This is a genomic window from Saccharopolyspora gloriosae (assembly GCF_014203325.1).
Lineage (GTDB): Bacteria > Actinomycetota > Actinomycetes > Mycobacteriales > Pseudonocardiaceae > Saccharopolyspora_C > Saccharopolyspora_C gloriosae.
Window position 1 is genome coordinate 4,373,531 of sequence record NZ_JACHIV010000001.1, and the last position, 25,400, is coordinate 4,398,930.

A 25,400-nucleotide genomic window follows, 5' to 3' on the forward strand; every position below is an offset into this window, starting at 1 on the left:
GGCACCGGTCACAGCAGTACCCGTTCGGCGGTACCCCATACCAGCTCACAGCCGTGCCGACACGCCGACGCGTGTACCGAACCGGCCTGATCCGGGCGTCGGGCAGAATGCACGCACGTTCTGGGCGGAGATCAGGAGAGGTGTCGGAACATCGTGACGACGGCTGTGCATCAGAGGATCGCCGAGGAGCTCGGCGTGCGGGAGCGGCAGGTCGACGCTGCCGTCGGCCTGCTCGACGGCGGTGCCACGGTGCCGTTCGTCGCGCGGTACCGCAAGGAGGTCACCGGGGCGCTCGACGACGCGCAGCTGCGCACCCTGGAGGAGCGCCTGCGCTACCTGCGCGAGCTGGAGGAACGGCGCAGCACGGTGCTGGAGTCGATCCGCTCCCAGGGCAAGCTCGACGACGAGCTGGAGAGCCGGATCAACGCGGCCGACTCCAAGGCCCGCCTGGAGGACATCTACCTCCCCTACAAGCCCAAGCGGCGCACCAAGGGGCAGATCGCGCGCGAAGCCGGGCTCGAACCGCTGGCGGACCTGCTGCTGACCGATCCCGGCCAGGACCCGCAGACCCGCGCGGCCGAGTTCGTCGACGCGGACAAGGGCATCGCCGACGCGTCCGCCGCGCTGGAAGGCGCCCGGTCGATCCTCGTCGAGCGCTTCTCCGAGGACGCCGACCTGGTGGGCGAGCTGCGCGAGCGCATGTGGTCGAACGGCCGCGTGGTCTCCCGCGTCCGCGACGGCAAGCAGGACGAGGGCGCGAAGTTCGCGGACTACTTCGAGTTCGACGAACCGTTCGCCGCGCTGCCCTCGCACCGCATCCTGGCGCTGTTCCGCGGCGAGAAGGAAGAGGTCCTGGACCTCTCGATGGAACCGGACGACGGCGCCGAGCAGGACGGCCCGACCCCCTACGAGCGCGAGATCGCGCGGCGCTTCGAGATCGCCGACCTCGGCAGGCCCGCGGACCGCTGGCTCGGCGAAGTGGTGCGCTGGGCGTGGCGGACGCGCGTGCTGACCCATCTCGGCATCGACCTGCGGCTGCGGCTGCGCCAGGCCGCCGAGGACGAGGCCGCCCGGGTGTTCGCCGCGAACCTGCGGGACCTGCTGCTGGCCGCGCCCGCCGGGATGCGCGCCACGATGGGCCTGGACCCGGGCTTCCGCACCGGCGTCAAGGTCGCCGTGGTGGACGGCACCGGCAAGGTGGTGGCCACCGACACGATCTACCCGCACCAGCCGCAGCAGCGCTGGGACCAGGCGATCGTCTCGCTGGAGAAACTGGTCCGCGAGCACGGCGTGGACCTGGTCGCGATCGGCAACGGCACCGCGTCCCGCGAGACCGACCGGCTCGCCGCCGACCTCATCCAGCGGCACCCGGACCTGGGGCTGACGAAGATCTCGGTGTCGGAGGCGGGCGCGTCGGTGTACTCGGCCTCCGCCTACGCCTCCCGCGAGCTGCCGGACCTGGACGTGTCGCTGCGCGGCGCGGTGTCCATCGCGCGGCGGTTGCAGGACCCGCTGGCGGAACTGGTCAAGATCGACCCGAAGTCGATCGGCGTCGGCCAGTACCAGCACGACATCACCGAGACGAAGCTGTCCCGTTCGCTGGACGCGGTGGTGGAGGACTGCGTGAACGCGGTCGGCGTGGACGTCAACACCGCGTCGGCGCCGCTGCTGACCAGGGTTTCGGGCATCGGGGAGGGCCTCGCGGAGAACATCATCGCGCACCGCGACGGCAACGGTCCGTTCCGCTCCCGCGCCGGGCTCAAGGACGTGGCGCGGCTGGGCCCGAAGGCCTTCGAGCAGTGCGCGGGCTTCCTGCGCATCCCCGGCGGTGACGACCCGCTGGACTCCTCCAGCGTGCACCCGGAGTCCTACCCGGTGGTGCGCCGGATCCTGGAGTCCGCCGGGGCCGAGCTGGGCACGCTGATCGGCAACACCCGCGTGCTGCGCGAGATCAAGCCGGCCGATTTCGTCGACGACTCGGTGGGGCTGCCCACCGTCACCGACATCCTCGCCGAGCTGGAGAAGCCGGGCCGGGACCCGCGGCCGACGTTCAAGACGGCCACCTTCGCCGACGGCGTCGAGAAGATCGGCGACCTCAAGCCGGGGATGCGGCTGGAAGGCGTGGTCACCAACGTGGCGGCGTTCGGCGCGTTCGTCGACGTCGGGGTGCACCAGGACGGTCTGGTGCACGTCTCGGCGATGTCGAAGAACTTCGTCAACGACCCGCACGACGTCGTGAAGTCGGGCGACGTGGTGAAGGTGAAGGTCCTCGACGTGGACGTGCCGCGCAAGCGGATCTCGCTGACCCTGCGGCTGGACGACGAGGCCGGTTCGGAACGCGGTGAGCGCGGCGGCGGTGAGCGCCGCGAGGGCAACCGCGGCCGCAACGGCGGCGGACGGCCCGGCGGTGGCAACGGCAACGGCGGCAAGGGCGGCAGCGGGAAGGGCGGTGGCCAGCGCAAGGGCCGCGACTCCGCTCCCGCGGGCGGCGCGATGGCGGACGCCCTGCGCCGCGCGGGTTTCAACAACCGCTGACGGAACCGGGAATTCCTGCGCGACCGCGCGGCACTCGCACTCGGAGTGCCGCGCGGTCGCTCGTCACTCATTCCACACGCGGATCGCACCCGTGTCCCCGGCCTCGCAATTTCGCGAGAAATTGAACGCACCCGGCGTGTCGGACACCCCCTGTGGACAACTGTATTCGCTGTTCAGCAGGGGTCCGGGAACCTGAATCGCAGGGTTCGCCCCGTTCGAGTGGTTCAATTGCGGAAATCGTCCACACCGTGACGGCGCGGGCGGGTCAGGTGTGGGGCTGGTTCTTCTGGAGCAGGCCGATGAGCTTGTCGCCGAGGATCTCCGGGATGACGCGTTCCGCCGAGCGGGCCGCCGCCGCGTTCAGCGCGGACATCGCGAGGGGCCGCAGCCGCTGCACCGCGTCGGAGTAGCGGGCCACCTCCGATTCGTCCCAGACCGCCGTGGACGGATCGCCGAGGACGTGGGTGCGCACCAACGACACCAGCGTCGCGGACACGTGGTCCACGTCGCTCTGCAACTGCTCGGCGAGGTCGAGCACGTCCTCCAGCGGGACCCCGAGGTGCACGAGCTCGCTCCCGGCGTCGAGCAGCTGCGGGCTGGGGGCGACGAACCGCGCGCCCCACCGCTCCAGCAGGTTCAGCTCCAGTGCGCGGCGGATGTTGCGCTGGTTGAGCTGGCCGCGGAACATCTCGCGCAGCTGGGACAGCGAGAACACCCGCGGCGACTGCTCCGCCCAGGATTCGCCCATGACCTCTTCGAGGCCCAGCACCTCGGCGAGGCTGCGTCCGGCTTCCCAGGCCGAGAGCATCTCCTTGATCTGCGCGAAGGCGTAGCCGCGTTCGAGCATGTTGATGATCATGCGGAGGCGCACCAGGTGGGCGTCGGAGTAGATCGCGAGCCTGCCCTCCCGGCGCGGCGCGGGCAGCAGTTCCCGGTCTTGGTAAACCCGCACGTTGCGCACCGTGGTGCCCGCGGCGCGGGCGAGATCGTCGATCCGGTATTCGGCCACCTGCCGGAGTCTAGTTCGTCCGGTGATCACATGGGGACGGGTGACGGAGGTCCGCATCGCCTGGGGGTACGACGCGGACCTCCGCCGGGAATGGAGGTCGATCGCGCGGATCAGACCTCCGTCCGGTCCTCGTCCCGCTCGCGTTCCTGATCAACGGCCTTGCGCCGGGGCAGGAACCTGGCCAGCAACGGCCACGCCAAGATCAGCAGCACCACGGCGTAGACGGTGAGCGAGAACGGCGTGTTCACCAAACCGATGACCTGACCGTCACTGATCTGCAACGCGCGGCGCATCTGCTGCTCGGCGGTGGGTCCCAGGATCACGGCGATGATCGCGGGCAGCACCGGCAAACCGTAGCGGCGCATGGCGAAACCGATGAGCCCCACGATGAACAGCACCAGCAGGTCCAAAGAGGACCCGCCGACCGCGTAGGCACCGATGCTGGCGAAGAACAGGATGCCCGCGTACAGGTACGGCCGCGGGATCTGCAGCAGCTTCGCCCACACCGGCGCCAGCGGCAGGTTCAGCACCAGCAGCAGCACCGAGCCGATGAACATGCTCGCGATCAGCGCCCACACCAGGTCCGATTCCCGCTGGAACAGCAGCGGCCCCGGCTGGATGCCGTACTGCTGGAACGCGGCGAGCATGACCGCCGCGACCGCCGTGGTCGGCAACCCGAGGGTCAGCATCGAGACCATCGTCCCGGCGGCCGAGGCGCTGGCCGTCGCCTCCGGCCCGGCGACGCCTTCGATGGCGCCCTTGCCGAACTCGTCCTTGTGGCGCGACAACCGCTTCTCGGTGACGTACGACAGGAACGTGGGGATTTCCGCGCCACCGGCGGGGATCGCGCCGAACGGGAACCCGATCACCGGGCCGCGCAGCCACGGCTTCCAGGAGCGGCGCAGGTCTTCCTTGCCGAGCCACGGCCGCCCCACCGGGATGGGCTTGCCGGAGGTGTGGCGCAGGTGCGCGGCCACCCACAGCGACTCGCCGATGGCGAACAGCCCGACGGCGACGATGACGACGTCGATCCCGTCGGCCAGCGGCAGCAGCCCGAAGGTGAGGCGCTGCTGCCCGGTCATCTCGTCCAGTCCGATCAGCCCGATGGTGAGGCCGATCAGCAGCGAGGCGAACCCGCGAATCCGCGAACTGCCCAGCACCGAGGTGACCGCGATGAACGCGAGCACCATCACCGCCAAGTAGTCGGGCGCACCGATGTTCACCGCGACCGAAGCGACCGTCGGCGCCAGCAGCGTCAGCAGCGTGATGCCGATCAGGGCGCCGATGAAGTGCCCGATGGCGGCGGCGGCCAGCGCCTGCGACCCGCGGCCCTTGCGGGCCATCGGATTGCCCTCCATGGCCGCGACCACGGCGGCGCTCTCCCCCGGCGTGTTGAGCAGGATCGACGTGGTCGATCCGCCGAACATCCCGCCGAAGTAGATGCCGGCGAACATGATGAACGCCCCGGTCGGTTCCAGCGCGTAGGTGACGGGCAGCAGCAGCGCCACGGCCATCGCCGGCCCGATGCCGGGCAGCACGCCGATGGCGGTGCCCAGCAGCACGCCTAACGCGGCCCACACCAGGTTCATCGGGGTCAGCGCGGTGGCGAACCCCTGCATCAACAGGTCGAACGAGGATTCCACGTCACAACACCCCCATCAGCGGTCCGCCGGGCAGGGGCACACCGAGCAAGTGGTTGAACACGACATACGTGCCGACGGACAGGACCGCGGAGATCAGCGGATCGCGCACGGGGTTGCGGCTGCCCAGCGCGTAGGCCGAGCCCCAGAACAAGATCATCCCGGACAGCGGGAAGCCGATGACGTTGATCAGCACGGCGTTCGCGAGGAACGCCCCGGTCAGCAGCAGCACGGTGCGCCAGTCGCTGGGCGCGTCCAGGTCGACGTCCTCGCCCGCTTCGGCCTGGCCGCGACCGCCGCGCAGCACGTCGCGGACCAGCAGCGCGGACACGACCAGCAGCAGCGCGCCGACGATCAGCGGCACCGTCTTCGGGCCGACCGGCCCGCGCTGGGTGAAATCGGTGGCGATGGTGGCGGCGTCGACGAGGACGACCACTCCGAGCGCGGCCAGCAGCACGCAGATGCCGAGTTCGGAATGCTCCCGCAACCACTGCCGCCGGGAAACTCCGTTGGTGTTCATGCCAGTCCCAACTCCCCGAGCACCGAGACGACCCGGTCGCTCTCCTGCTGCAGGAATTCACCGAACGCGGGGCCGGGCTGGAACGCCGGGGTCCAGCCGTTGCGCACCATCGCCTCCTGCCACTCCGGGGAGGAGTTCAGCCGGGTGAACAGGTCGACGAGCTTGGCCCGGTCGGCCTCGGACATGCCGGGCGGGGCGACGATGCCGCGCCAGTTGGTGAACCGCACGTCCACACCGGCCTCGGTGAGCGTCGGGGCGTCCACATTGGGCAGCCGTTCCGGCCCGGTGACCGCGAGGACCCGCAGCTCGCCCGCCTCGATCTGGTCGCGGTACTCGCCGATGCCGGAAACGCCGAAGTCGACCTTGCCGCCGAGCACCGACGCCAGCAGTTCACCGCCGCCGTCGAACGGCACGTAGTTGACCTGCTTGGGGCTCAGCCCGATGGCCTTGGCCATGAGCATCGGCGCCAAGTGGTCCGGTCCGCCGGGCGAGGAACCGCCGCCGACCGGGGTCTGACCGGGGTCGCGCTTCCAGTCCGCGACCAGCTGGTCGAAGTTCCGGTACGGGGAGTCCTTCGCGACGACGACCACGTTGGGCTCTTCGACGAGCTTCGCGACGGGCGTGGTGTCCTGCAAGGACACCGGCGAGTGGTTCGTGTAGACGCTGCCGACCACGCCGAGTCCCATGGACATGGCGAGCTTGCCGTTGCCGCGCTCGCTGACGACCCGGCCCAGCCCGACGGTGCCGCCCGCCCCGGGCAGGTTGAACACCTCGACGTTGCCGTTGAGCTTCGCGTCCTCCATCGCCTTCACGGCGGTGCGGGCGGTGATGTCGTAGCCGCCGCCGGGCGAATTCGGCACGAGCATCCGCAATCCGCGGATCTGCTGTTCGGTCTCGCCGCCGGAGCCGGTGCTCACCAAGGGCGGCACCAGCAGCACGAGCAGCAGGGACGCGACCACGGACAGCGCGCTGCGTAGGCGCACGGGGATCCCGCCTCTCCGTTGTGGTGGGAACGTGACCCGGATCATGCTGCACAACGGACTCCGCGTTGTCCTCCTTACGAACGAAACGATGCTTTTGTTCCTTGTGTCAGAAGGACGATGGCGTCCTGCGTAGGTGTCCGGGTAGCGGAACCTCAGTGGCTTCCTCGCTGCGGGATCATTTTTCCAAGTGGCTCCGCCACGAGGAAAAATGCTGTCCTCGCGAGGAAGCCACTGAGAACCCGCCGGTGGTCGGCTTGCTCAAGCTGGTCACTGCTCAGCGGCTTCGCCGCTGACAAGACAACGGTCAAAAGATCATCGTGTGCGGACTTCCCTGCGTACTCGGCTCGCTACGCCATGTGTCCTGTGGGGACTGCTTACGGTTGTGCTGGTCAGGGGGTTAGCGTCTGGGCAGGCGCGACGTGGCGAGGGAGGTGGGGCATGCGGGGGCCGCTCTCGCGGCAGCTGCTGGGCTGGCAGCTGGCGATCATCCTGGTGCTGCTGGCCTCGATCGCCGTGTTCTCGGTGTCGCAGTCCAACGCCGCGTTCCGCGCCACCGAGGGCAGGCGGATGCTGTCGGTCGCCGAGGACCTCGCCGCGACCGACGGGGTCCGATCGAACCTGCAGGACCCGTTCGACCGGGACGCGTTGCCGATCTTCGCCGAGAGCGCCCGCAGCCTCTCCGGGGCCGACGAGGTGATCATCACCGACGCGCGGGGCGTGGTGCTGACCTCGCCCGACCCCGGCCAGCGCGGTCAGCTGCTGCCGCTGGGGACGAGCACCGTGCTCGGTGGCCGCGCCTGGGTGGGCCAGGTGCGCGACGCCGACGGCACCGAATCGCTGGTGGCGCACGTGCCGGTGATCGGGCCGGGCGCGCGGATCGTCGGCGTGGTCGCGGCGGGGCGGGAGACCCCGGACTTCTTCGCCGGTGTGCGGCGCGCTCCCGGCGATCCGCTGATGCTGCTGGCGTTCGCGACGTTCCTCGCCGTGGCCGGGTCGATCCTGCTGGCGCGGCGGGTCAAGCACCAGACGCTGGGGCTGGAACCGCAGGAGATCACGCGCCTGGTGGAGCACCGGGAGGCGATGCTGCACGGCATCCGCGAAGGCGTGCTCGGAGTGGACCAGCAGAACCGCATCACCGTGGTCAACGACCAGGCCAGGGACCTGCTGTCGCTGCCCGCGGACTGCGTCGGCCGGGACATCGACGAGCTCGACCTCAACGACCGCGCGCGCGACGTGCTCACCGGCCGCACCGGCGGCGTCGACCAGATCGTGCTGCGCCGGGGGCGGGTGGTGGTGCTGAACCGGATGCCGATCTCCACGGTCGGCGCGGTCGTCACCATGCGGGACCGCACCGAACTCGTCGACCTGCAGCAGGAACTGGCCGCGCACCGCGCCACCACCGACACGTTGCGGGCGCAGGCGCACGAGTTCAGCAATCGGCTGCACACCATCTCGGGGCTCATCGAACTCGGCGAGTTCGACGAGCTGGCGCGGTTCGTCGACCGCGTCAGCCACACCCGGGGGCAGTGGCAGTCGGAGGTCGCGGCGCGCATCGCCGACCCGGCCACGGCGGCGCTGCTGGTCGCGAAGGCCAGCCTGGCGGCGGAACGCGGTGTGGGACTGCGGCTGACCGACGGCAGCGCGCTCGGCGAAGTCGACGAGCAGTCCTCGGCCGACGTGACGACGGTGCTGGGCAACCTGGTGGACAACGCGCTGGACGCGGTCGAAGGCGCGGCCGCGGACAACCTGATCGAGGTCGACATCCGGCACGCCGGCGACGTGGTGACGCTGGTGGTGCGCGACTCCGGCCCCGGGGTGGCGCCGGAGATCGTGGAGGAGGTCTTCCGGCACGGGTTCAGCACCAAGGCGGCCCGCGACGGGGAACGCGGCCTCGGACTGGCGCTGACCAGGCAGATCTGCCACCGCCGGGGCGGTTCGGTGCAGGTGCGCAACGAACGCGGCGCCGTGTTCACCGCGCGGCTGCCGATGGATGCGGAGGTGCCCGCGTGATCAAGGTCCTGGTGGTGGACGACGACTTCATGGTCGCCAAGATCCACAGCGGTTACGTGGGCCGGGTCGAGGGGTTCGAGGTCGTCGGCGTCGCGCACTCCGGTGCCGACGCGCTGCGGGCGGTCGACGAACTGCGCCCCGAACTGGTGCTGCTGGACATCTACCTGCCCGACATGGACGGGCTCACCGTGCTGCGCTCGATGCGCACCGGCGCCCGGCCGTCCGCGGAACCCGACGTGCTGGTCATCAGCGCCGCGCACGACCTGGACACGGTGCGCGGCGCGGTGCGCGGCGGCGCGGTGCACTACCTGATCAAGCCGTTCAGCTTCGACGCGCTGCGCGAGCAGCTGGAACACTTCCGGGCGTTGCACGATCGGCTCAGCGAACTCCCCGGCGATTCCCCCGCCGCGCAGCAGGACATCGACCGGCTCTTCGGCACCCCGGCGCGCCCGGCCGCGACGCCGAAGGGCGTGGCGAGCGAAACCGCGGTCGTGGTGGAGCGGGTGCTGCGCGAGGCCGCGGCGAGCGGCGAGGACCTGTCGGCCACCGAGTGCGCCGGGCTCGCGGAGCTGTCGCGGGTCTCGGCGCGCAAGTACCTGGAGCACTTCGTCGACACCGGCCGCGCGGAGGTGCGGCTGCGCTACGGCGGCACCGGCCGCCCGGAACGCCGCTACCGCTGGTCGGTGTGAGGCGTTCTGATCCTTCGCTTGCCGCGCAACCGGAAACCCTGATGTCGAAACCGCGCGCGGCGCTCGGCGGTCCCTCTTTCAGGCGGCCGTGGAGGACTCGATTTGTGGGCGCCGGGGTGTGGCCAGAGGCTGGCAGCGCGCACCTTTCGGATCTTCGAGGCGGGGCGTGCACGTCTCCGCGAACGGCGACCCCCGTGAGATCATCTCGATCGCGCGGAGTGGCCACAGTGGACTTCCCGCCTCCGCGGGACGGGCTCGTCCGGCGCTCGGACCCGGATGCGCGCGGGCCGTGGTGGACGAGCGAAGGAGGACGGTCGGCGTGAACACCGAGAATTCGCCGTGCGGCGTGGAAGAACGAGCACCGGGCGGGTGGGAGTTCGTCGAGTCGATCGTCTCGGAGGAATTCCCGGCCGCGCTCACCGGCGGGGTCGACCTGGCTCCGCTGGACGGGCGCGTCGCGATGACCACCGACTCGTTCGCCGCGTCGCCGCTGTTCTTCCCCGGCGGGAACCTCGGCGACCTCGCCGTCAACGGCACCGTGAACGACCTCGCCGCCTCCGGTGCCGTCCCCCGGCACCTGGTGGCGCGGCTCGTCGTCGAAGCCGGTTTCCCCGTCGGCGACCTGCGGCGGGTGGCGCGGTCGATGGGCGCCGCCGCGGCGGGCGCGGGCGTGCGGATCACCAGCGGTGGCGGTGCGGTCGTGGCGCGGGGCGAGGTCGACGGCTGCCGGATCGACACCACCGGCGTCGGCACCTTCACCGGCGCGCGCGGGCTGGGCGCGTCGCGGGCGCGGCCGGGCGACGCGGTGCTCGTGACCGGGCCGGTCGGGGACCACGGGATCGCGGTGCTGCTCCACCAGGACTCGCGGGTGGCCGAGCACGTCTCCGACACCGCCGCGCTGCACGGCCTCCTGCACGAGGTACTGGCGGCGGCGCCGGCCGTCCGCGTGCTGCGGAACGCGACGCGCGGCGGGATCGCCGCCGTGCTCGACGAGATCGCCCGCGCCTCCGGGGTGGCGGTGGCGCTGGAGGAGAGCGCGGTTCCCGTTCGCGCCCGGGTGCGCGCCGCGGCGGAACTGCTCGGCATCGACCCGCTGCACGTGGCCTGCGAAGGCCGCGCGGTCGCGGTGGTCGGTGGCGACGAGGCCGAAACCGCGCTGGCCGCGATGCGCGCCCACCCGCTCGGCGGGCGCGCGGCGATCATCGGGCGGATCACGGCGGCGTGACCCGCGCGCCCACCCCGACGACTCGCCAGCCCCGCTCCCGTCTCAGCCCCGCAGTGCCGGGGCCAGTTCGCGCCAGCCCTCGCGGGGCAGTTCGGTTCCCCTGCTCAGGACCTGCACGCAGACGTGGTCGGCACCGGCTTCGCGGTGCGCTCGCACCCGGTCGGCGATGGCGTCCACGTCGCCCCACGCGACCAGGCCGTCGATGAGCCGGTCGCTGCCGCCGTCGGCGAAGTCCTCGTCGGTGAAGCCGAGGCGCCGCAGGTTGTTCAGGTAGTTCGGCAGGCCCAGGTACGGCGCGGTCCGGAGCCGGGCGATCTCGCGGGCTTCGACCGGGTCGGTCTCCAGCACCACCTTCTGCTCCGGCGCCAGCAGCGGCCCGTCCCCGAGCACGTCCCGCGCGGTCGCGGTGTGCTCGGGCGTCGTGAGGTACGGGTGCGCCCCGGCCGACCGCTCCCCCGCCAGCGCGAGCGCCCGCGGGCCGAGCGCCGCCAGCACCCGCGCCTGCGGCGGCAGCGGGTCGTCGAGGGCGTCGAGTTCGTCCACGTAGGACCGCAGCTTGCTGAACGGCTTCTCGTAGGACCGGCCCGACCTCTCCACCACCGGTGCGTGGCTGGGGCCGATGCCGATCAGCGCTCGTCCCGGGTGCGTCCGGTCGACGCGCTGGTAGGCGGCGGCGAGGTCGGCGGCCTCGTGCTCCCAGATGTTGACGATCCCGGTGGCCACGACCAGCTTCTTCGTCGCGCCCAGCAGGGCCTGCACCGTGCGCAGGTCCCCGGGAGCCACGCCGAGCCACAGCGCCGCGTACCCGAGCTCTTCGAGCTCGACCAGCGCTTCCCGGTGCTCGGCGTCGTCGCCGTCCCAGCTGGACGCCCCGGTCCACAGCCCGAACCGCCCGATCTCGATCGCCATGCCGCTCCTTCACGTCGTGGATCTCCCACCTCGGCCAACCCGCGACGCGACCGCTCTGTTCCCTCAGCCCGCGAAGCGGCGCACGGCATCCGGGTGGATGACGAGCCGGACCCACTCCTCGTCGAGCATTCCGGCGAGTTCCTCGGCACGGGCCGGGTCGTCGAGGTCCCAGTAGCGAGCACCGAGGCGGGCGCACAGGTCGCTCGCCCCATCGGTCTCCACCGCGACGCGACCCGCGACCGACACCCAGTGCTCGCGTTCGCCCGTCGGAGCGGCGACGACGATCGAGGCGCGTGGATCGTCGCGCAGGCGCCGCACTTTGAGCGCGTCCGGCGCGGTGAACAGCTGGATCGTGCCGTCGTCGGTCGCTTCGAACCACACCGGCCGGGGCTGCGGCGGAACCGGCCCGGCGGCCACGGTCAGGAAACCGTGCAGGGGGCGGCGGAGGAATTCGAGGTCCTGGGCGGTCAAGGCGTCAGTGCTCATCGTGGCCTTTCGGTCGTGTGGCGGGAGCGGAGTTCGGTGCGCATGTTCCGAGGAAAGCGGTCACGCCGCAGGGCGGGCGCTCCCGGCGCGGGGGTCCCGCCAGGCCCCGGCCGCCGCGGACCGCGCGACGTAGTCCTCGAAAGCTCGGGGTGCCCGTCCCAGCAGGGCGGCGAGGTCGTCCGTCGTCGTGGCGAGCACCCCTCGGTCCATCAGCACGAACATCTCGGCGACGTGGTGGGCGTCGTCCTCGCCCAGGCCGTCGTCGACCAGCGTCGCGGCGTACTGCTCCGGCGAGATCGTCCGGTAGGTGAGCGGACGCCCGGACGCGCGGGAGATCAGTTCGACGGCCTCGCCGAAGGTGATCGAACGCGGCCCGGTGAGCTCGTAGATCCGGCCGGCGTGCCGACCGGGTTCGGTCAGCACCTGGACGGCGGCGTCGGCGACGTCGTCGACGTCGATGAACGGCTCGGGGACCGCGTCGGCCGGGGTCGCCAGCTCACCGGCGAGCAGCGGGGCGTGGAAGACCTCCTCGTCGAAGTTCTGCGCGAAGTTCGACGCCCGCAGGACGGTCCACTCCAGCGCCGAACCGCGCACCGCGTCCTCGGCCGAGCGCATGTCCAGTCCGAACGGGGAATCGCCCCAGGTGTCGGCGCCGCGCCCGGACAGCAGCACCAGCCGCCGCACCCCGGCGGCCTCGGCGCGAGCCGTGAACTCGTGCACCGGGCCGGGCACGGTCGGCGCCACCAGGTAGACGGCGTCGACGCCCGCCAAGGCCGCGTCCCAGGTGCCGGGGTCGGACCAGTCGAACCGGGTCTCGCTCGACCGGGAGGCGGCCCGCACCGGCGTGCCGCGCAGCCGCAACCGGGCGAGGACCCGGCGGCCGGTCTTGCCGGTCGCGCCGAGGACGAGGGTGGTGTCGTTGCTCATGACTTCGAGTCAACCCCGCCGGTTCGGACAATCCCATAGGTGAGAAGCCGGATCGCCTGCGCGTTCGTCTAACCTCGGCGAGGTGGACGCCTTCAGTGACCTGATCCGCGGCGTGCGAGCCCACGGCTCGCTGTTCGGCAGTTCGACCCTGACCCCGCCGTGGTCGCTGCACTTCGTGGACGGGGCGCCGCTGACGCTGTGCACCGTGCTCACCGGGGCGGGCTGGATCGTGGCCGACGGCCACGATCCGGAGCCGCTGCGCACCGGCGACACGATCGTCGTGCGCGGGCCCGCCACGTTCACCTTCGTGGACGAGGTCGGCACCGCGGCGGAACCGCTCGAGTGCGGCGAGGACTGCGCGACGCCCGAGCAGGGCGGCACCCGGCACCGGCTCGGCTGGAACGATCCCGGCGAGGGCGCCACGACCTTGATCGTCGGTGCTTATCCGGTGCGCGGCGAGCTCAGCCGCCGCCTGCTCGACGCGCTGCCCGTGGTGCTGCGGGTCGATGCCGGCGGCACGGCCGATCCCGTGCTGGAGCACCTCGGCGCCGAGGTCGCCGTGGACGCGCCGGGCCAGCAGGTGGTGCTCGACCGGCTGCTCGACTGGATGCTGGTGTGCACGTTGCGGGAGTGGTTCGACCGCCCCGGCGGCGCTCCCCCGGCGTGGTGGGCGGCGCAGCGCGACCCGGTCGTCGGCAACGCGCTGCGCCTGCTGCACGCCGAACCGGCAGCGCCGTGGACGGTGGGCGCGCTCGCCGACCGCACCGGGGTGTCGCGTTCGACGCTGGCCAAGCGGTTCGCCGACCTGGTCGGCGAGCCACCGCTGACGTACCTGACCCGCTGGCGCATGACGCTCGCCGCGGACCTCCTGGTCGAGCAGGACTCCACGACCATCGCGGACGTCGCCCGCACGGTCGGCTACTCCGACCCCTTCGGCTTCAGCGCCGCCTTCAAACGAATCAGAGGCACCAACCCCAGCACCTACCGCCGAACCACGACCACCACCTAGCCCCCGCCCGCACCCAAAGACCGCGCCTTCGGCGGCGAAGCCGTGCCCCGGGCCGCGAAGCAGGCCTGCCTTGCGGCCGAAGGCCGTGCCTCGCGGCGAAGCCGTGCCTCGGGCTGCGAAGCAAGCCTGCTTGGCGGCGAAGCCGTGCCTGTATGTGCGAAGCACATAGCCCACGTCAAGAAGGTGACAACCCGCGGGTTCTCAGGTGGTCTGTCGCGAGGACGGCTTTTTCCCTCGTGGCGGAGCCACTTGGGAAAAAGATCCCGCAGCGACAGACCACCTGAGGTTCCGCCACCCGACCACACGTCCAAACCGACCCCAGAAATCAGGGCAAGCGCAACCCATTGCGGCCCGCGCGCGCGTCGGTGAAGCGCTTGCCGACCTCGTCCCAGTTCACGACGTTCCACAGCTGCTTGACGTAGTCCGCCTTGACGTTCTTGTACTGCAGGTAGTACGCGTGCTCCCAGATGTCGAACACCAGCAGCGGCGTCGTGGCGATCGACAGGTTCGAGTGGTGGTCGCGCAGCTGCTGCGTGATCAACCGCTGACCCACCGGGTCCCACGCCAGCACGCCCCAGCCGTTGCCCTGGATCGTGGTCGACACCGCCTCCAGCTGAGCGCGGAACTTGTCGAACGAACCGAAGTCCTGATCGATCGCCGCCGCCAGCTCACCGGTCGGCTTGTCGCCACCGTTCGGCGAGAGGATCTTCCACCACACCAGGTGCAGCGAGTGCCCCGCCAGGTTGAACGCCAGGGTCGTCTCCAACCCCACGATCGACCCGAAGTCGCCCTTGTCCCGCGCCTCCGCGATCTTCTCGATCGTGTCGTTGGCGCCCTTCACGTAAGTCGCGTGGTGCTTGCTGTGGTGCAGCTCGTTGATCTCACCCGAGATCGCGGGCTCCAGCGCCGCGTAGTCGTAATCCAACTCGGGCAGCACGTACTGAGCCATTGGTCTCCCGTCCGGCGTGCGCGTGGACACGCCTGGATGCTCTGTTCACCGTCAGCCACCGTTCACCCGCTCAGGGGATGGGTGGATGGCTCCAACAGCCTCGAACTTCGAGCGTGGTCGAGGTCAACACCGTGCCGGACATGGCCTCGATCACTCCAACGGATGGACTATGTCCTGCGGTTGGGTCACAACCGCTAAAACGGCTATTGGTAACGTAACGCCGTGCCTGAAGGAACCGCTGCGCCCGCACGAGCTCGCTCGGGCACGGGGAGCAACCGCAAGATCAGCTGGGATGTCGTGCGTGCGGGGTGCGTGGGGCTGGTGATGCTCTACCACGCGACGTTCTTGAGCGTCTACCTCCACCCCGAGCTGATCCCGCGGAACTTCGCGTTCCCGTACCAGGTGGGCGCGAGTCTGCTGCTGGTGATCTCCGCGTACTTCGCGTGCGTGACGATCGGCAGGGGCACGTTGCTGCGGTACTGGTGGGGCCGCATAGCGCGGTTGTTGCCGCCGTTCCTCGCCGCGGTCGTGGTCATCTTCCTGGGCGTCCGGTTGCTGCCGATCGAGGGCTGGTTCGCGCCCACCGGGGGCGACCTGGTCTCGAACCTGCTGATGCTGTGGAACTGGCGGCCGTCGGAGTACCTCTACATCGACGGTTCGCACTGGACGGTGCCGCTGCAGCTGATGGGCTTCAGCGCGGCGGCGATGCTGTACGCGAGCCGCTACGGGCACGGCCGCCGCATCCTGGTGGTGCTGTGGGCCGCGGTGCTGATCCCCGCGGCGCAGTGGCCGCTGCGCGTCACCCAGCCCCCGGAGTGGTACCGGACGGTGGTCGACGGCATCGGCATGCACCGCTGGCACCTGTTCGTGGTGGGCGTGGCGATCTGGTTGTGGTCCACCAAGCGCATCGGGACGCCGCACTTCGCGCTGATGCTGTCGTTCTGCATGCTCGGCCAGGCGCTGCACAACTACGCGGAGACCCCGGAAGGTCTCGTCGCGGACTGGGGTTCGACGGCCGCCGTGTGCGTCGGGATGATCGTCGTCGCGCTGACCGCGCGCGGCCCGGATTGGAACCGGGTCATCCCGCAGTGGACGCGACGCCCCATCCAGTGGTTCGCGGGCATCTCCTACGGCGTGTTCCTGATGCACCAGACCCTCGGCTACGTGGTCTCGCGCCTGCTCCAGGACCTCGGCGTGGGCCCGACGTTGCAGACCGCGGCGTTCCTGGTGAACGGCGTGCTGCTGGGCTGGGCGCTGACGAAGCTCGTGGAACGCCCAGCACACCGCATGCTGATGAACACCTACGACCGCTTCATCGCACGTCGAGCTGCCTGAAGTCACCACAAGGGCGACCAAAGCAAACCCGCCGAACCGCCCGAAGCTCTGCCGTGAGCGGCGAACCCGTGCAGTGGACGAGCGAAGCGAAGTCCACCACGCGGCCAAAGGCCGTGCCTCGCGGCGTAGCCGTGCAGTGGACGAGCGAAGCGAAGTCTGCTTTGCGGCGTAGCCGTGCCTGTATGTGCGAAGCACATAGCCCACGTCGAAAAGTCCTCACCGGCGGGTTCTCAGTCGGTCTCTCGCGAGGACAGCTTTTTCCCTCGTGGCGGAGCCACTCGGGAAAAAGATCCCGCAGCGAGAGACCGACTGAGGTTCCGCCACCCGACCACCCAAGCAAAACGACCGGGCGGGCAAGAAATCAAGGAAGCCGCGGCGGAGTCCGGGGCAGGTCGTCGCGGTCCAGGGGTGTGGTGAGCCTGGCCGGTGCCTGGTCCACGCCTGCCCAGCGGCGCAGTGTCGCCTCGGCCTCGGTGCGTTCGGCGCCGGGCAGGTCTTCGATCTGGGAGCCGTGGTTGCCGTCCGGCACCAGGTAGTCGTACGAGTCCCGGCTGCCCGGGCCTAGGCGGAACGGCTCGGCGCTCCACGGGTCGGCCGAACCGTTGACGAACATCAGTTCCGAGCCTTGCGAGGCGACCCACGCGGCGACGTCGGCCATCGCGCCGGGCCGGAACTGCATGTCGATCTCGCGCGGGACGAAGTTGCGCGGTTCTCCGATGGCGCGGTGGTGCAGCAGGTCCGCCAGCGGCTCGTCGGACACGTCGGGCCAGCCCAGCTGGGTGCCCGCCTGGTAGTAGTACGGCACGTACGGGTCGAGGCCCTGGTCGGCGTACGAGGAGAACTCCACGGTCTCGTCGAAGAAGGTCCACAGGTCGTCGAGGCTCGCGCCGGGCGCCGGGATCCGCGCGCAGTCCTGCTGTCCCCGGTACTGCCAGAACGCGAACGGCGCGTCGACGACCACGGCCTCCAGCGCCCGGTCCACGTCGCCGATGATGCGGTCGAAGGTGAGCCCCTCCGCCGCCGCGTGGGCGGCGAACCGGTCCCGCAGCTCGGTGCGCCGGGTCAGCGCGTCCCGCTGCACGGCCGTCAGCGCGGCGCGGCAGGACTCGTCGCCGACGTTCGCGAGGAACTCGTCGTAGCGGTCGCGCTCGTTGACGATGTCGTTCGGCGCGACGTAGGCGACGGTCGCGTCGACGTCGCGCGGGTAGAAGCGGCGGTGGTAGACGGCGGTCATGCCGCCCTTGCTGGCGCCGGTGGTGACCCAGCGGTCGGCGTAGACCGCGCGCAGCGCTTCGATGACGCGGTGCTCGTCGGTGGCGGCCTGCCAGATGTTCAGGTCCGTCCAGTCCGGCCGGCCGGGTCGGGACGGGGTGAAGAAGCGGTGCTCCATCGCCACCTGGTTGCCGTCGAGCAGCCGGGTCGGCTCGGTGCGGCTCGCCTTCGCAGGCAGGTTGTAGCCGGTGGTGTAGAGGACCGTGGGCCGTGCGAGGTCGCGGTGCAGCAGGGTGAGGCGCTGCTGGAATCCGCCGGCCGCCGGGTCGCGGTGGTCGGTGGGCTGGGCGTAGGTGAGGTCGAACAGCCGGAAGCCGGGTTCCGTCGGGCGTTCACCGAGCACCGTCAGGCCGGGCACGGCGTCGAGCCGGGAACGCACGTCGTCGGGCGGGCTCGCGCCCGCGACGGGAACGCCCGCGAGCAGCAGGCATCCCGCGGCCAGCACCGACAGCCACCCTCGAATCCGCATCCGCGCCCCTCCCGCTGATCACCGGCAGCGACCAACCTAATGCCGATCGCACGGACGCGGTAGCCCGCGAGCGGAGCCGCATCCGGGGTGAGCCGGGCCGATCGTCGGTCCGGCTCACCCCGGATGGCGTTTCCGAGTCCTGCTCGGTGCCGCCGATCAGCCGGTGACGGCCTCGGCGACCTCCGCCTCGGGTGCCTCGGCGTCGGCCGGCTTGGTGCGCTGGCGCGGGACCTCGACGTCCGGGTCGTTGTCGAGCAGTCCGCCGTGCACGACGCCCGCCGCGTACGAATCGGAGGACTCGGTCATCGCCCCGGCTTCGATGTCGCTGAGGAACGGCTCCGCGTCGCTCATGATCTGCTGCGCGGTGCGGACCCGCTTCGCCAGGTCCTGGCGCATCCGCAGCATCGCGTCGGAGTGCTCGTCGGCACGCCGGATGCGGCGCTCGGCCTCGGCGGTCGCCTCCAGGACGCGGCGGCGCGCCTCGTCCCGGCTGCGCTGCTCGCGCTCGGCCTGCACCCGGTTGGCCTCGTCGCGGCGGGCCGCCATGGAGATCTCGAAGTCGTTCTCCACCTGGGTGCGCCGCGCTTCGGCGTCGTGGTCGAGCTTGCGCCGGTGCGTCTCGGCTTCCCGCGCCATGCGCTGGATGTCGCGCCGGGTCTCGGCGAGCGCCTCGTTGCGCTGCGTCTCGGACTGCCTGCGCCACTGGTCGGCCTCGGCCACGAGGTTCTCGTAGCGGGCGCGCAGCTCGGCGGCGGACTGCTCGGCGCGGGCCCATTCGTGCTCGGCCGCGGCCTGCGCGGAGGAGACGACCTCCTCGGCCTCGTCGTGGGCCAGCCGCACCATCCGGCGCAGCCGGTCGGACAGCCCTGCCTCTTCGACGGGCGTGCGGCACACCTCGTCGAACTGGGCGCGCAGCGCCTCGATCTCCGAGCGCGCCTGGTCCAGCTGCGCGGAGAGGTCGCTGACCTGGCTGAGCGCGGCGTCCCGATCTTCGGTGAGCATCCGCACTTCGGCATCGGTCTGCTGGATGTAAAAACGCACCTGGGAGCGGCGATAGCCGTACCAGACGGTGTCGAAATCGGACTTCAGCGGCACCAGTTCACGATCTTCGTTGTGGTAGCCCACGGTCTCACCCCACTGAGAATGTGTTGATCATCAGTTGTCCTGCTGGGAGCGAGCCACGCCCCGACGCGGCAATGTCCGTTGTACACCGGTGAATCACCCGACGATGTGCTCCGCCAGTAGGAACCTGGCGGCACCCGGACATTGGCGCGACGACACTGCTGAGACGACATTGCCTGCCCGGTCACCCGGCGGGCGACGGTGAAACGGATCGCTGCGGACCATTGTTCACCCGCAGCACTCATAAGATCAACTGATCGGTTTTCCGAAACCGGTGGGAAATCCGGGTGCGACACCTGGGGCCGGACGCCGAAAAACGTTGCTACATCAGCGATTTCCGACCGGCAGCAGCACTCGCCGAAAAGTGGTTTCGATTTCGTCTCGACTCGGCACCGACTCGCGGACGATGCCCTGCAGCAGCAGCCCGCAGAAAACCGCCGAAAGTGCCCTTCCGGTAACGGGATCGGTATAGAAGGTGAACAGCTCGACCAGAGCCGCGTCCCATTCGGTGCTGACGTGCGCGAGAGCCGGGCGGTGCAGCGCGGCGATGTAGAGCTCGTGCTGCACGACCGTCCGGGTGCGCTCCGGGCCGAGGTAGCGCAGCACCAGGTCCCCGAGCGCGGTCGCCAGCTCGGCACCGGCGTCGATCGCGGCGGCCCAGGCCCGCAGTTCGGCGACGTCGTCCTGCGCGGAGTGCCGCAGCGCCTCTGCCAGCAGGTCGTCGAGGGTGCGGAAGTAGTAGGTCGTGGAGCCCAGCGGCACGTCGGCCGCGGCGGCGACGGCGCGGTGCGTGAGCTTCTCGATACCGCGCTCGGCGACGACGGCGATCGCGGCGCGCGCGATGCGCTCCTTGCGCGCCGGATCTTTGCGGCGGGTCGCGGACTCCGTCGTCGACATGCCCGCAAGCCTGCCATGCGCGCCGCCCGCAGCGTTGCGCGCCATGTCACCCTGGCGGCGTCGGTACTGGTCAAACGCCTGAACCGAGGTGCGCCGACCGCCTCGAACACGCTGTTGATGTACAGATGTACACAGCCGGTGCTAGTGTCCGTCGGCAACGCAGCCAGGCCCGCCGCGCCCCGGCCGAGAACGAATCGGCCCGCGCCCGCACCGGCCGCCCGCGCGACCACGCGCCGCACTGAGACCCGAACGGACCAAAGGACCAGCAGGGACACCTATGTCGAATACCGAAGGCCCGAGCACGCTGTTCATCGACGGGACCTGGCAGCCCGCCGCCGCCGGCGGCGTCCGCGAAATCCACAGCCCCGCCGACGGCACCCTCGTCACCACCGTCTCCGAAGGTGACCGCGCCGACACCGAACGCGCCGTGCTCGCCGCCCGCCGCGCCTTCGACGACGGCGCCTGGGCGAACACCTCCGCCTGGGACCGCGGCGACCTGCTGCTGCGAGTCGCCGACATCCTCGTCCGGGACAAGGACGAATTCGCCCGCGCCGAATCCGGCGACACCGGCAAACGCCTGGTGGAGAGCGAATACGACATGGACGACATCGCCGGCTGCTTCCGCTACTTCGGCAAGATCGCGGGCACCGACGGCGGCAGCGTCATCGACACCGGCTCCCCCGACTCGTTCAGCCGCGTGCGCTACGAACCCGTCGGCGTGTGCGGAATGATCACGCCGTGGAACTTCCCGCTGCTGCAGGTGGCGTGGAAGGTCGCTCCCGCCATCGCCGCCGGCGACACCTTCGTGCTCAAGCCCAGCGAACTCACGCCCAGCACCGCGATCCTGCTGATGCGCGCCCTCACCGAGGCCGGACTGCCCTCCGGGGTCGGCAACCTCGTGCTCGGCACCGGCCCCGAAGTCGGCGCCGTCCTGTCCGAACACCCCGACATCGACCTCGTCTCGTTCACCGGCGGCCTGCACACCGGGCGCCGCGTGGCGGCGGCAGCGGCGGCCACCGTGAAGAAGGTCGCGCTGGAGCTCGGCGGGAAGAACCCCAACGTCGTGTTCGCCGACGCCGACTTCGACACCGCCGTCGACTACGCCCTGATGGCGGTGTTCCTGCACTCCGGGCAGGTCTGCTCCGCCGGGGCCCGGCTGATCGTGCAGGACGAGATCCACGACCGCTTCGTCGACGAAGTCGTGCGCCGCGCCGAGAAGATCCGCATCGGCGGCCCCTACGACACCGACGCGGAGACCGGCCCGCTGATCTCCGCCGCGCACCTGGAGAAGGTCGACGCCTACGTCCAGAAGTGCGTCGAAGAAGGCGCCGTGCTGCGCACCGGTGGCCGCCGCCCCGAAGGCGAGCAGTACGCCGACGGCCACTACTACCTGCCGACCGTGCTGGACGAAGTCCAGCAGGGCTCGTACGCGGTCGTCGAAGAATCCTTCGGCCCGGTGCTGACCGTGGAGCGGTTCACCGACGAGGACGACGCCGTGCGCATCGCCAACGACACCCACTACGGCCTGGCCGGCGCCGTGTTCAGCTCCGAGGTGAGCAAGGCGCAGCGCGTCGCGCACCGGCTCCGCCACGGCACCGTGTGGATCAACGACTTCCACCCCTACCTGCCGCAGGCCGAATGGGGCGGATACAAGCAGTCCGGCATCGGACGCGAGCTCGGGCCCACCGGGCTCGGCGAGTACCAGGAGGCCAAACACATCCACCAGAACCTCCGCCCTGTTCCTCCTAGGTGGTTTGACGGGCGGTAAGGACCACGGCTCGTCGTGCTCTGGGGGCGGGTAGCGGAACCTCAGTTGGCCTCTCGCTGCGGGATCTTTTTCCCGAGTGGCTCCGCCACGAGGGAAAAAGCTGTCCTCGCGAGAGGCCAACTGAGAACCCGCCGGTGGTCGGCTTCTCGACGTGGGCTATGTGCTTCGCACATACAAGCACGGCTTCGCCGCAAGGCAGGCGTGCTCCGCCGCCCAAGGCACGGCCTTCGGCCGCAAGGCACGGCTTCGCCCGCCCACTGCACGGCTTTGCCGCTGGTCGGGCTTCGTTGCTCGGGCGGTCGCCCTGCGCGGGCACGGGGTCGCAGGATTTCGGCAGTACCACTTCGTTGCGCAACAACCACCCGTTGTTCGGCCTCGCAGCCCGCGAGGCGGCGAGCGCGGGAAAGGAGTTAGGGCATGAGCGCGCCCTCCGGTGACGCCGAACTCGGCGAGTTCGGCTACACCAACAAACTGAAGAGGACCCTCGGGTCGTTCCACACGTTCGCCGCGGGCATCAGCTACATCTCGGTGCTGACCGGCACCTTCCAGCTGTCGTACTTCGGGTTGTCCTTCGGCGGTCCCGCCTACTGGTGGTCCTGGCCGATGGTCTTCTTCGGCCAGCTGATGGTGGCGTTGAGCTTCGCGGAGCTGGCCTCGCACTACCCGATCGCCGGGTCCATCTACAACTGGTCGAAGCGGCTCGGCGGCAAGCACGTCGCCTGGCTCGCGGGCTGGATGATGCTGCTGGCCTCGATCGTGTCGATCGCGGCGACGGCGCTGGCCTACCAGCACACGCTGCCGCAGATCTGGGGCGCCTTCCAGGTCATCGGTGACGGATCGGGCACGACGGAAGCCGCCAACGGGGTGCTGCTGGCTTCCGGGCTGATCGTGTTCACCACGCTGATCAACGCGTTCGGCGTGAAGCTGATGGCCCGGATCAACAGCGCGGGCGTGGCGATCGAACTGGTCGCGGCGGTGCTGCTGATCCTGGTGCTGGCGGTGTTCGCGACCCGCGGACCCGAAGTCGTGCTCGACACGCAGGGCACCGGTTCGGCCTACGGCGGCAGCGGTTACCTGGGTGCGTTCCTCGTCGCCGCGATCGCCTCCTCCTACGTGATGTACGGCTTCGACACGGCGTCCTCGCTGGGCGAGGAGTCGATCGACCCGCACCGCAACGCGCCGAAGGCGATCCTGCGGTCGCTGATCGCGTCGTTCGTGCTCGGCGGGCTGATCATCCTGCTGGCGCTGATGGCCGCCCGCGACCTCACCGCGCCGCAGCTGACCGAGGACGGGCTCCAGTTCGTGCTCACCGACGCGCTCGGCCCGCTGGTGGGCAGGTTGTTCCTGCTGGTGGTGTTCGTGGCGATCACGGTGTGCGTGCTGGCCGTGCACACCGCGGCGATCCGCATCGCGTTCGCGATGGCCCGCGACAACGCGCTGCCCGGCGGTTCGAAGCTGGCGCGGGTCAGCCCGCGGTTCCAGACTCCGGTGATCCCGGCGATCGTGATCGGCGTGCTGGCGGTGGCGATGCTGGTGTTCAACATCGGCCAGCCGCAGATCTTCTCCGCCGTGACCAGCCTCGCGATCATCCTGATCTACATCTCCTACCTGCTGGTGACGATCCCGATGCTGGTGGCCCGGCTGCGCGGCAAGTGGTCGTCGGAGAAGCAGGAAGGGCGCTTCTCGCTGGGCCGCTGGGGTCTGCCGGTCAACATCGCGGCCGTGCTGTGGGGCCTCGGCATGACGGTGAACCTGGCCTGGCCGCGCAACGAGGTCTACAACGCCGAACCGCCGTTCCACTGGTACCTGCAGTGGATCTCGGTGCTGTTCGTCGGCATCACGGCCGGTGGCGGCTTCGCCTACTACTGGTTCGTGCAGCGGCACCGCATCGGCGTGCTCGCCGACCACGCCGCGAACGCTTCGGAAGACACCGAGGACCCGAAACCTGCCCTGTCCTGAGCGGAAACGGAGCTGTGACCATGACCGAAGAGTTCGACTACGTGGTCGTCGGCGGCGGTAGCGCGGGTGCCGCGGTCGCCGCACGACTGTCCGAGGACCCGTCCACCACGGTGTGCCTGCTGGAGGCCGGTCCGTCCGACGTGGGCGACAAGGCGATCCTGGAGCTGGACCGCTGGATGGCACTGCTGGAATCCGGCTACGACTGGGACTACCTGGTGGAGCCGCAGGAGCAGGGCAACTCGCACATGCGCCACGCCCGCGCCCGCGTGCTCGGCGGCTGCTCCTCGCACAACTCGTGCATCGCGTTCTGGGCGCCCGCCGAGGACCTCGACGAGTGGGAGCGGATGGGCGCCACCGGCTGGGGCGCGAAGGACATCTTCCCGCTGTACAAGCGGCTGGAGACCAACGACGGCCCCGGCGACCACCACGGCCGCAGCGGCCCGGTGACGCTGCGCAGCGTGCCGCCGAAGGACCCGTCCGGGGTGGCGCTGCTCCAGGCGTGCGAGCAGGCGGGCATCCCGATCACCGAGTTCAACTCGGGCAAGACCGTCACGCACGGCGCGAACTGGTTCCAGATCAACGCCCGCGAGGACGGCACCCGCTCGTCGTCCTCGGTGTCCTACCTGCACCCGATCATCGGCAAGCGCCCGAACCTGGAGGTGCGCACCGACGTGCGCGCCAAGAAGGTCGTGTTCGACGGCAAGCGCGCCACCGGCGTGCACTACCTCGACCCCGACCTCATCCACACCCGCACGGTGCGGGCGCGGCGCGAGGTGGTGCTGTCCACCGGCGCCATCGACACGCCGAAGCTGCTGATGCTCTCCGGCATCGGCCCGGCCGAGCACCTGCGCGAGGTGGGCGTGGACGTGCTCGTCGACTCCCCCGGCGTGGGCTCGAACCTCCAGGACCACCCGGAGGGCGTCATCGGCTGGGACGCGAAGCAGCCGATGCCCACCGAATCGACCCAGTGGTGGGAGATCGGCATCTTCACCACCACCGAGCCGGGACTGGACCGGCCGGACCTGATGTTCCACTACGGTTCGGTGCCGTTCGACATGCACACCGCGCGGCAGGGCTACCCGACGACGGAGAACGGCTTCTGCCTGACGCCGAACGTCACCCGCAGCCGCTCCATCGGCACCGTCCGGTTGCGCACCCGCGACTTCCGGGACAAGCCGCGCGTCGACCCGCGGTACTTCACCGACCCGCACGACATCCGGGTGATGACCCACGGCATCAAGCTGGCCCGGGAGATCGTGTCGCAGCAGGCCATGCAGGGCTGGGCGGGCGCCGAGCTGCACCCCGGCCCGGACGTGCGAACCGACGACGAGATCGCCGACTACATCCGCAAGACGCACAACACCGTGTACCACCCGGCCGCGTCGGTGCCGATGGGCGCCGACGACGACCCGAACGCACCGCTGGACGCGCGGCTGCGCGTGAAGGGCGTCGAAGGTCTGCGGGTGGCGGACGCCTCGGCGATGCCGTTCCTGGTGGCGGTGAACCCGAACATCACCACCATGGCCATCGGCGAGAAGTGCTCCGACCTCCTCAAGGAGGACAACGCGGGGTGAGGCATCCGTCCTGACCTGCTTAGCGGGTCGGGTGGCGGAACCTCAGCGGCTTCGCCACTGACACGACGAAGATCGAAAGATCATTCTGTTCGAGCGCCCCAGTCGTGGCGCGA

General features: G+C 70.4%; 20 protein-coding genes. 9 read left to right on the top strand and 11 right to left on the bottom strand.

The genetic code is table 11. The features are described 5' to 3' along the window. Positions 1–153 precede the first annotated feature (153 nt). Positions 154–2,535, top strand: coding sequence for a Tex-like N-terminal domain-containing protein (locus BJ969_RS19250; protein ID WP_184480650.1), 2,382 nt, complete (start codon positions 154–156; stop codon positions 2,533–2,535). A gap of 265 nt (positions 2,536–2,800) precedes the next feature. Here BJ969_RS19250 and BJ969_RS19255 read toward each other — a convergent pair whose 3' ends face one another. The 4 genes from BJ969_RS19255 to BJ969_RS19270 form a co-directional block, all read right to left on the bottom strand. Beyond that, positions 2,801–3,544, bottom strand: a complete 744-nt coding sequence (locus tag BJ969_RS19255; RefSeq protein ID WP_184480652.1) for a MerR family transcriptional regulator — start codon at positions 3,542–3,544, stop codon at positions 2,801–2,803. A gap of 110 nt (positions 3,545–3,654) precedes the next feature. Further along, the gene (locus BJ969_RS19260) at positions 3,655–5,163 is read right to left on the bottom strand and encodes a tripartite tricarboxylate transporter permease (RefSeq protein WP_184485514.1); all 1,509 of its coding nucleotides are present in this window, start codon (positions 5,161–5,163) and stop codon (positions 3,655–3,657) included. Positions 5,164–5,188: 25 nt separating this feature from the next. Beyond that, positions 5,189–5,704, bottom strand: coding sequence for a tripartite tricarboxylate transporter TctB family protein (locus BJ969_RS19265; protein WP_184480654.1), 516 nt, complete (start codon positions 5,702–5,704; stop codon positions 5,189–5,191). Beyond that, complete coding sequence (locus BJ969_RS19270; protein WP_343071491.1) at positions 5,701–6,687, bottom strand: Bug family tripartite tricarboxylate transporter substrate binding protein; 987 nt, start codon at positions 6,685–6,687, stop codon at positions 5,701–5,703. Before BJ969_RS19270 ends, BJ969_RS19265 begins: the two co-directional genes overlap by 4 nt. A gap of 438 nt (positions 6,688–7,125) precedes the next feature. Here BJ969_RS19270 and BJ969_RS19275 point away from each other — a divergent pair, with 438 nt between their 5' ends. The 3 genes from BJ969_RS19275 to hypE all read left to right on the top strand — a co-directional run bounded on the left by BJ969_RS19275 (position 7,126) and on the right by hypE (position 10,611). Next, entirely contained in the window at positions 7,126–8,697 is a 1,572-nt protein-coding gene (locus BJ969_RS19275) for a sensor histidine kinase (protein WP_184480658.1), read from the top strand. Continuing rightward, positions 8,694–9,386: a response regulator gene (locus BJ969_RS19280; RefSeq protein ID WP_184480660.1), complete on the top strand. Its 693-nt coding sequence runs from the start codon at positions 8,694–8,696 to the stop codon at positions 9,384–9,386. The genes BJ969_RS19275 and BJ969_RS19280 overlap by 4 nt, the downstream gene beginning before the upstream one ends. Before the next feature lie 319 nt (positions 9,387–9,705). Then, entirely contained in the window at positions 9,706–10,611 is a 906-nt protein-coding gene (gene hypE, locus BJ969_RS19285; protein WP_343071492.1) for a hydrogenase expression/formation protein HypE, read from the top strand. Positions 10,612–10,653: 42 nt separating this feature from the next. Here the strand turns inward: hypE and BJ969_RS19290 are convergent, their stop codons facing one another. The 3 genes from BJ969_RS19290 to BJ969_RS19300 form a co-directional block, all read right to left on the bottom strand. Further along, positions 10,654–11,520: an LLM class F420-dependent oxidoreductase gene (locus BJ969_RS19290; protein ID WP_184480662.1), complete on the bottom strand. Its 867-nt coding sequence runs from the start codon at positions 11,518–11,520 to the stop codon at positions 10,654–10,656. Between the two features lie 63 nt (positions 11,521–11,583). Continuing rightward, positions 11,584–12,006, bottom strand: coding sequence for a pyridoxamine 5'-phosphate oxidase family protein (locus tag BJ969_RS19295; RefSeq protein ID WP_184480664.1), 423 nt, complete (start codon positions 12,004–12,006; stop codon positions 11,584–11,586). A gap of 60 nt (positions 12,007–12,066) precedes the next feature. Then, the gene (locus tag BJ969_RS19300; RefSeq protein ID WP_184480666.1) at positions 12,067–12,933 is read right to left on the bottom strand and encodes an NAD(P)H-binding protein; all 867 of its coding nucleotides are present in this window, start codon (positions 12,931–12,933) and stop codon (positions 12,067–12,069) included. An 82-nt stretch (positions 12,934–13,015) separates the two neighbouring features. Here BJ969_RS19300 and BJ969_RS19305 point away from each other — a divergent pair, with 82 nt between their 5' ends. After that, positions 13,016–13,942, top strand: coding sequence for a cupin domain-containing protein (locus BJ969_RS19305; protein ID WP_184480668.1), 927 nt, complete (start codon positions 13,016–13,018; stop codon positions 13,940–13,942). Between the two features lie 325 nt (positions 13,943–14,267). Here the strand turns inward: BJ969_RS19305 and BJ969_RS19310 are convergent, their stop codons facing one another. Next, positions 14,268–14,891 (bottom strand): superoxide dismutase, encoded by a 624-nt coding sequence (locus BJ969_RS19310; protein ID WP_184480670.1) that lies wholly within the window; start codon positions 14,889–14,891, stop codon positions 14,268–14,270. A gap of 222 nt (positions 14,892–15,113) precedes the next feature. On the opposite strand from BJ969_RS19310, the gene BJ969_RS19315 reads away from it, so the two are divergent. Next, positions 15,114–16,226, top strand: coding sequence for an acyltransferase family protein (locus BJ969_RS19315; RefSeq protein ID WP_343071493.1), 1,113 nt, complete (start codon positions 15,114–15,116; stop codon positions 16,224–16,226). 361 nt (positions 16,227–16,587) lie between these two features. Here the strand turns inward: BJ969_RS19315 and BJ969_RS19320 are convergent, their stop codons facing one another. The 3 genes from BJ969_RS19320 to BJ969_RS19330 form a co-directional block, all read right to left on the bottom strand. Next, on the bottom strand, positions 16,588–17,967 hold the full coding sequence (locus tag BJ969_RS19320) for a S28 family serine protease (protein ID WP_184480672.1): 1,380 nt from the start codon (positions 17,965–17,967) through the stop codon (positions 16,588–16,590). Positions 17,968–18,123: 156 nt separating this feature from the next. After that, positions 18,124–19,092, bottom strand: coding sequence for a cellulose-binding protein (locus BJ969_RS19325; protein ID WP_184480674.1), 969 nt, complete (start codon positions 19,090–19,092; stop codon positions 18,124–18,126). 324 nt (positions 19,093–19,416) lie between these two features. Then, entirely contained in the window at positions 19,417–19,986 is a 570-nt protein-coding gene (locus tag BJ969_RS19330; RefSeq protein WP_184480676.1) for a TetR/AcrR family transcriptional regulator, read from the bottom strand. 277 nt (positions 19,987–20,263) lie between these two features. Between BJ969_RS19330 and BJ969_RS19335 the strand changes: the two genes are divergently transcribed. The 3 genes from BJ969_RS19335 (at position 20,264) to BJ969_RS19345 (ending at position 25,287) form a co-directional block, all read left to right on the top strand. Further along, positions 20,264–21,754 (top strand): aldehyde dehydrogenase family protein, encoded by a 1,491-nt coding sequence (locus BJ969_RS19335; protein WP_184480678.1) that lies wholly within the window; start codon positions 20,264–20,266, stop codon positions 21,752–21,754. Between the two features lie 417 nt (positions 21,755–22,171). Continuing rightward, positions 22,172–23,713, top strand: a complete 1,542-nt coding sequence (locus BJ969_RS19340; protein ID WP_184480680.1) for an APC family permease — start codon at positions 22,172–22,174, stop codon at positions 23,711–23,713. Between the two features lie 20 nt (positions 23,714–23,733). Continuing rightward, positions 23,734–25,287: a GMC family oxidoreductase gene (locus BJ969_RS19345; RefSeq protein WP_184480682.1), complete on the top strand. Its 1,554-nt coding sequence runs from the start codon at positions 23,734–23,736 to the stop codon at positions 25,285–25,287. The last annotated feature ends 113 nt before the right edge of the window (positions 25,288–25,400 follow it).

Coding starts and splice junctions, on each gene's coding strand:
- BJ969_RS19330 (WP_184480676.1), bottom strand. CDS start 19,986: ATGTCGACGACGGAGTCCGCGACCCGCCGCAAAGATCCGGCGCGCAAG.
- BJ969_RS19300 (WP_184480666.1), bottom strand. CDS start 12,933: ATGAGCAACGACACCACCCTCGTCCTCGGCGCGACCGGCAAGACCGGC.
- BJ969_RS19260 (WP_184485514.1), bottom strand. CDS start 5,163: ATGCAGGGGTTCGCCACCGCGCTGACCCCGATGAACCTGGTGTGGGCC.
- BJ969_RS19345 (WP_184480682.1), top strand. CDS start 23,734: ATGACCGAAGAGTTCGACTACGTGGTCGTCGGCGGCGGTAGCGCGGGT.
- BJ969_RS19275 (WP_184480658.1), top strand. CDS start 7,126: ATGCGGGGGCCGCTCTCGCGGCAGCTGCTGGGCTGGCAGCTGGCGATC.
- BJ969_RS19340 (WP_184480680.1), top strand. CDS start 22,172: ATGAGCGCGCCCTCCGGTGACGCCGAACTCGGCGAGTTCGGCTACACC.
- BJ969_RS19335 (WP_184480678.1), top strand. CDS start 20,264: ATGTCGAATACCGAAGGCCCGAGCACGCTGTTCATCGACGGGACCTGG.
- BJ969_RS19310 (WP_184480670.1), bottom strand. CDS start 14,891: ATGGCTCAGTACGTGCTGCCCGAGTTGGATTACGACTACGCGGCGCTG.
- BJ969_RS19290 (WP_184480662.1), bottom strand. CDS start 11,520: ATGGCGATCGAGATCGGGCGGTTCGGGCTGTGGACCGGGGCGTCCAGC.
- BJ969_RS19320 (WP_184480672.1), bottom strand. CDS start 17,967: ATGCGGATTCGAGGGTGGCTGTCGGTGCTGGCCGCGGGATGCCTGCTG.
- BJ969_RS19295 (WP_184480664.1), bottom strand. CDS start 12,006: ATGAGCACTGACGCCTTGACCGCCCAGGACCTCGAATTCCTCCGCCGC.
- BJ969_RS19265 (WP_184480654.1), bottom strand. CDS start 5,704: ATGAACACCAACGGAGTTTCCCGGCGGCAGTGGTTGCGGGAGCATTCC.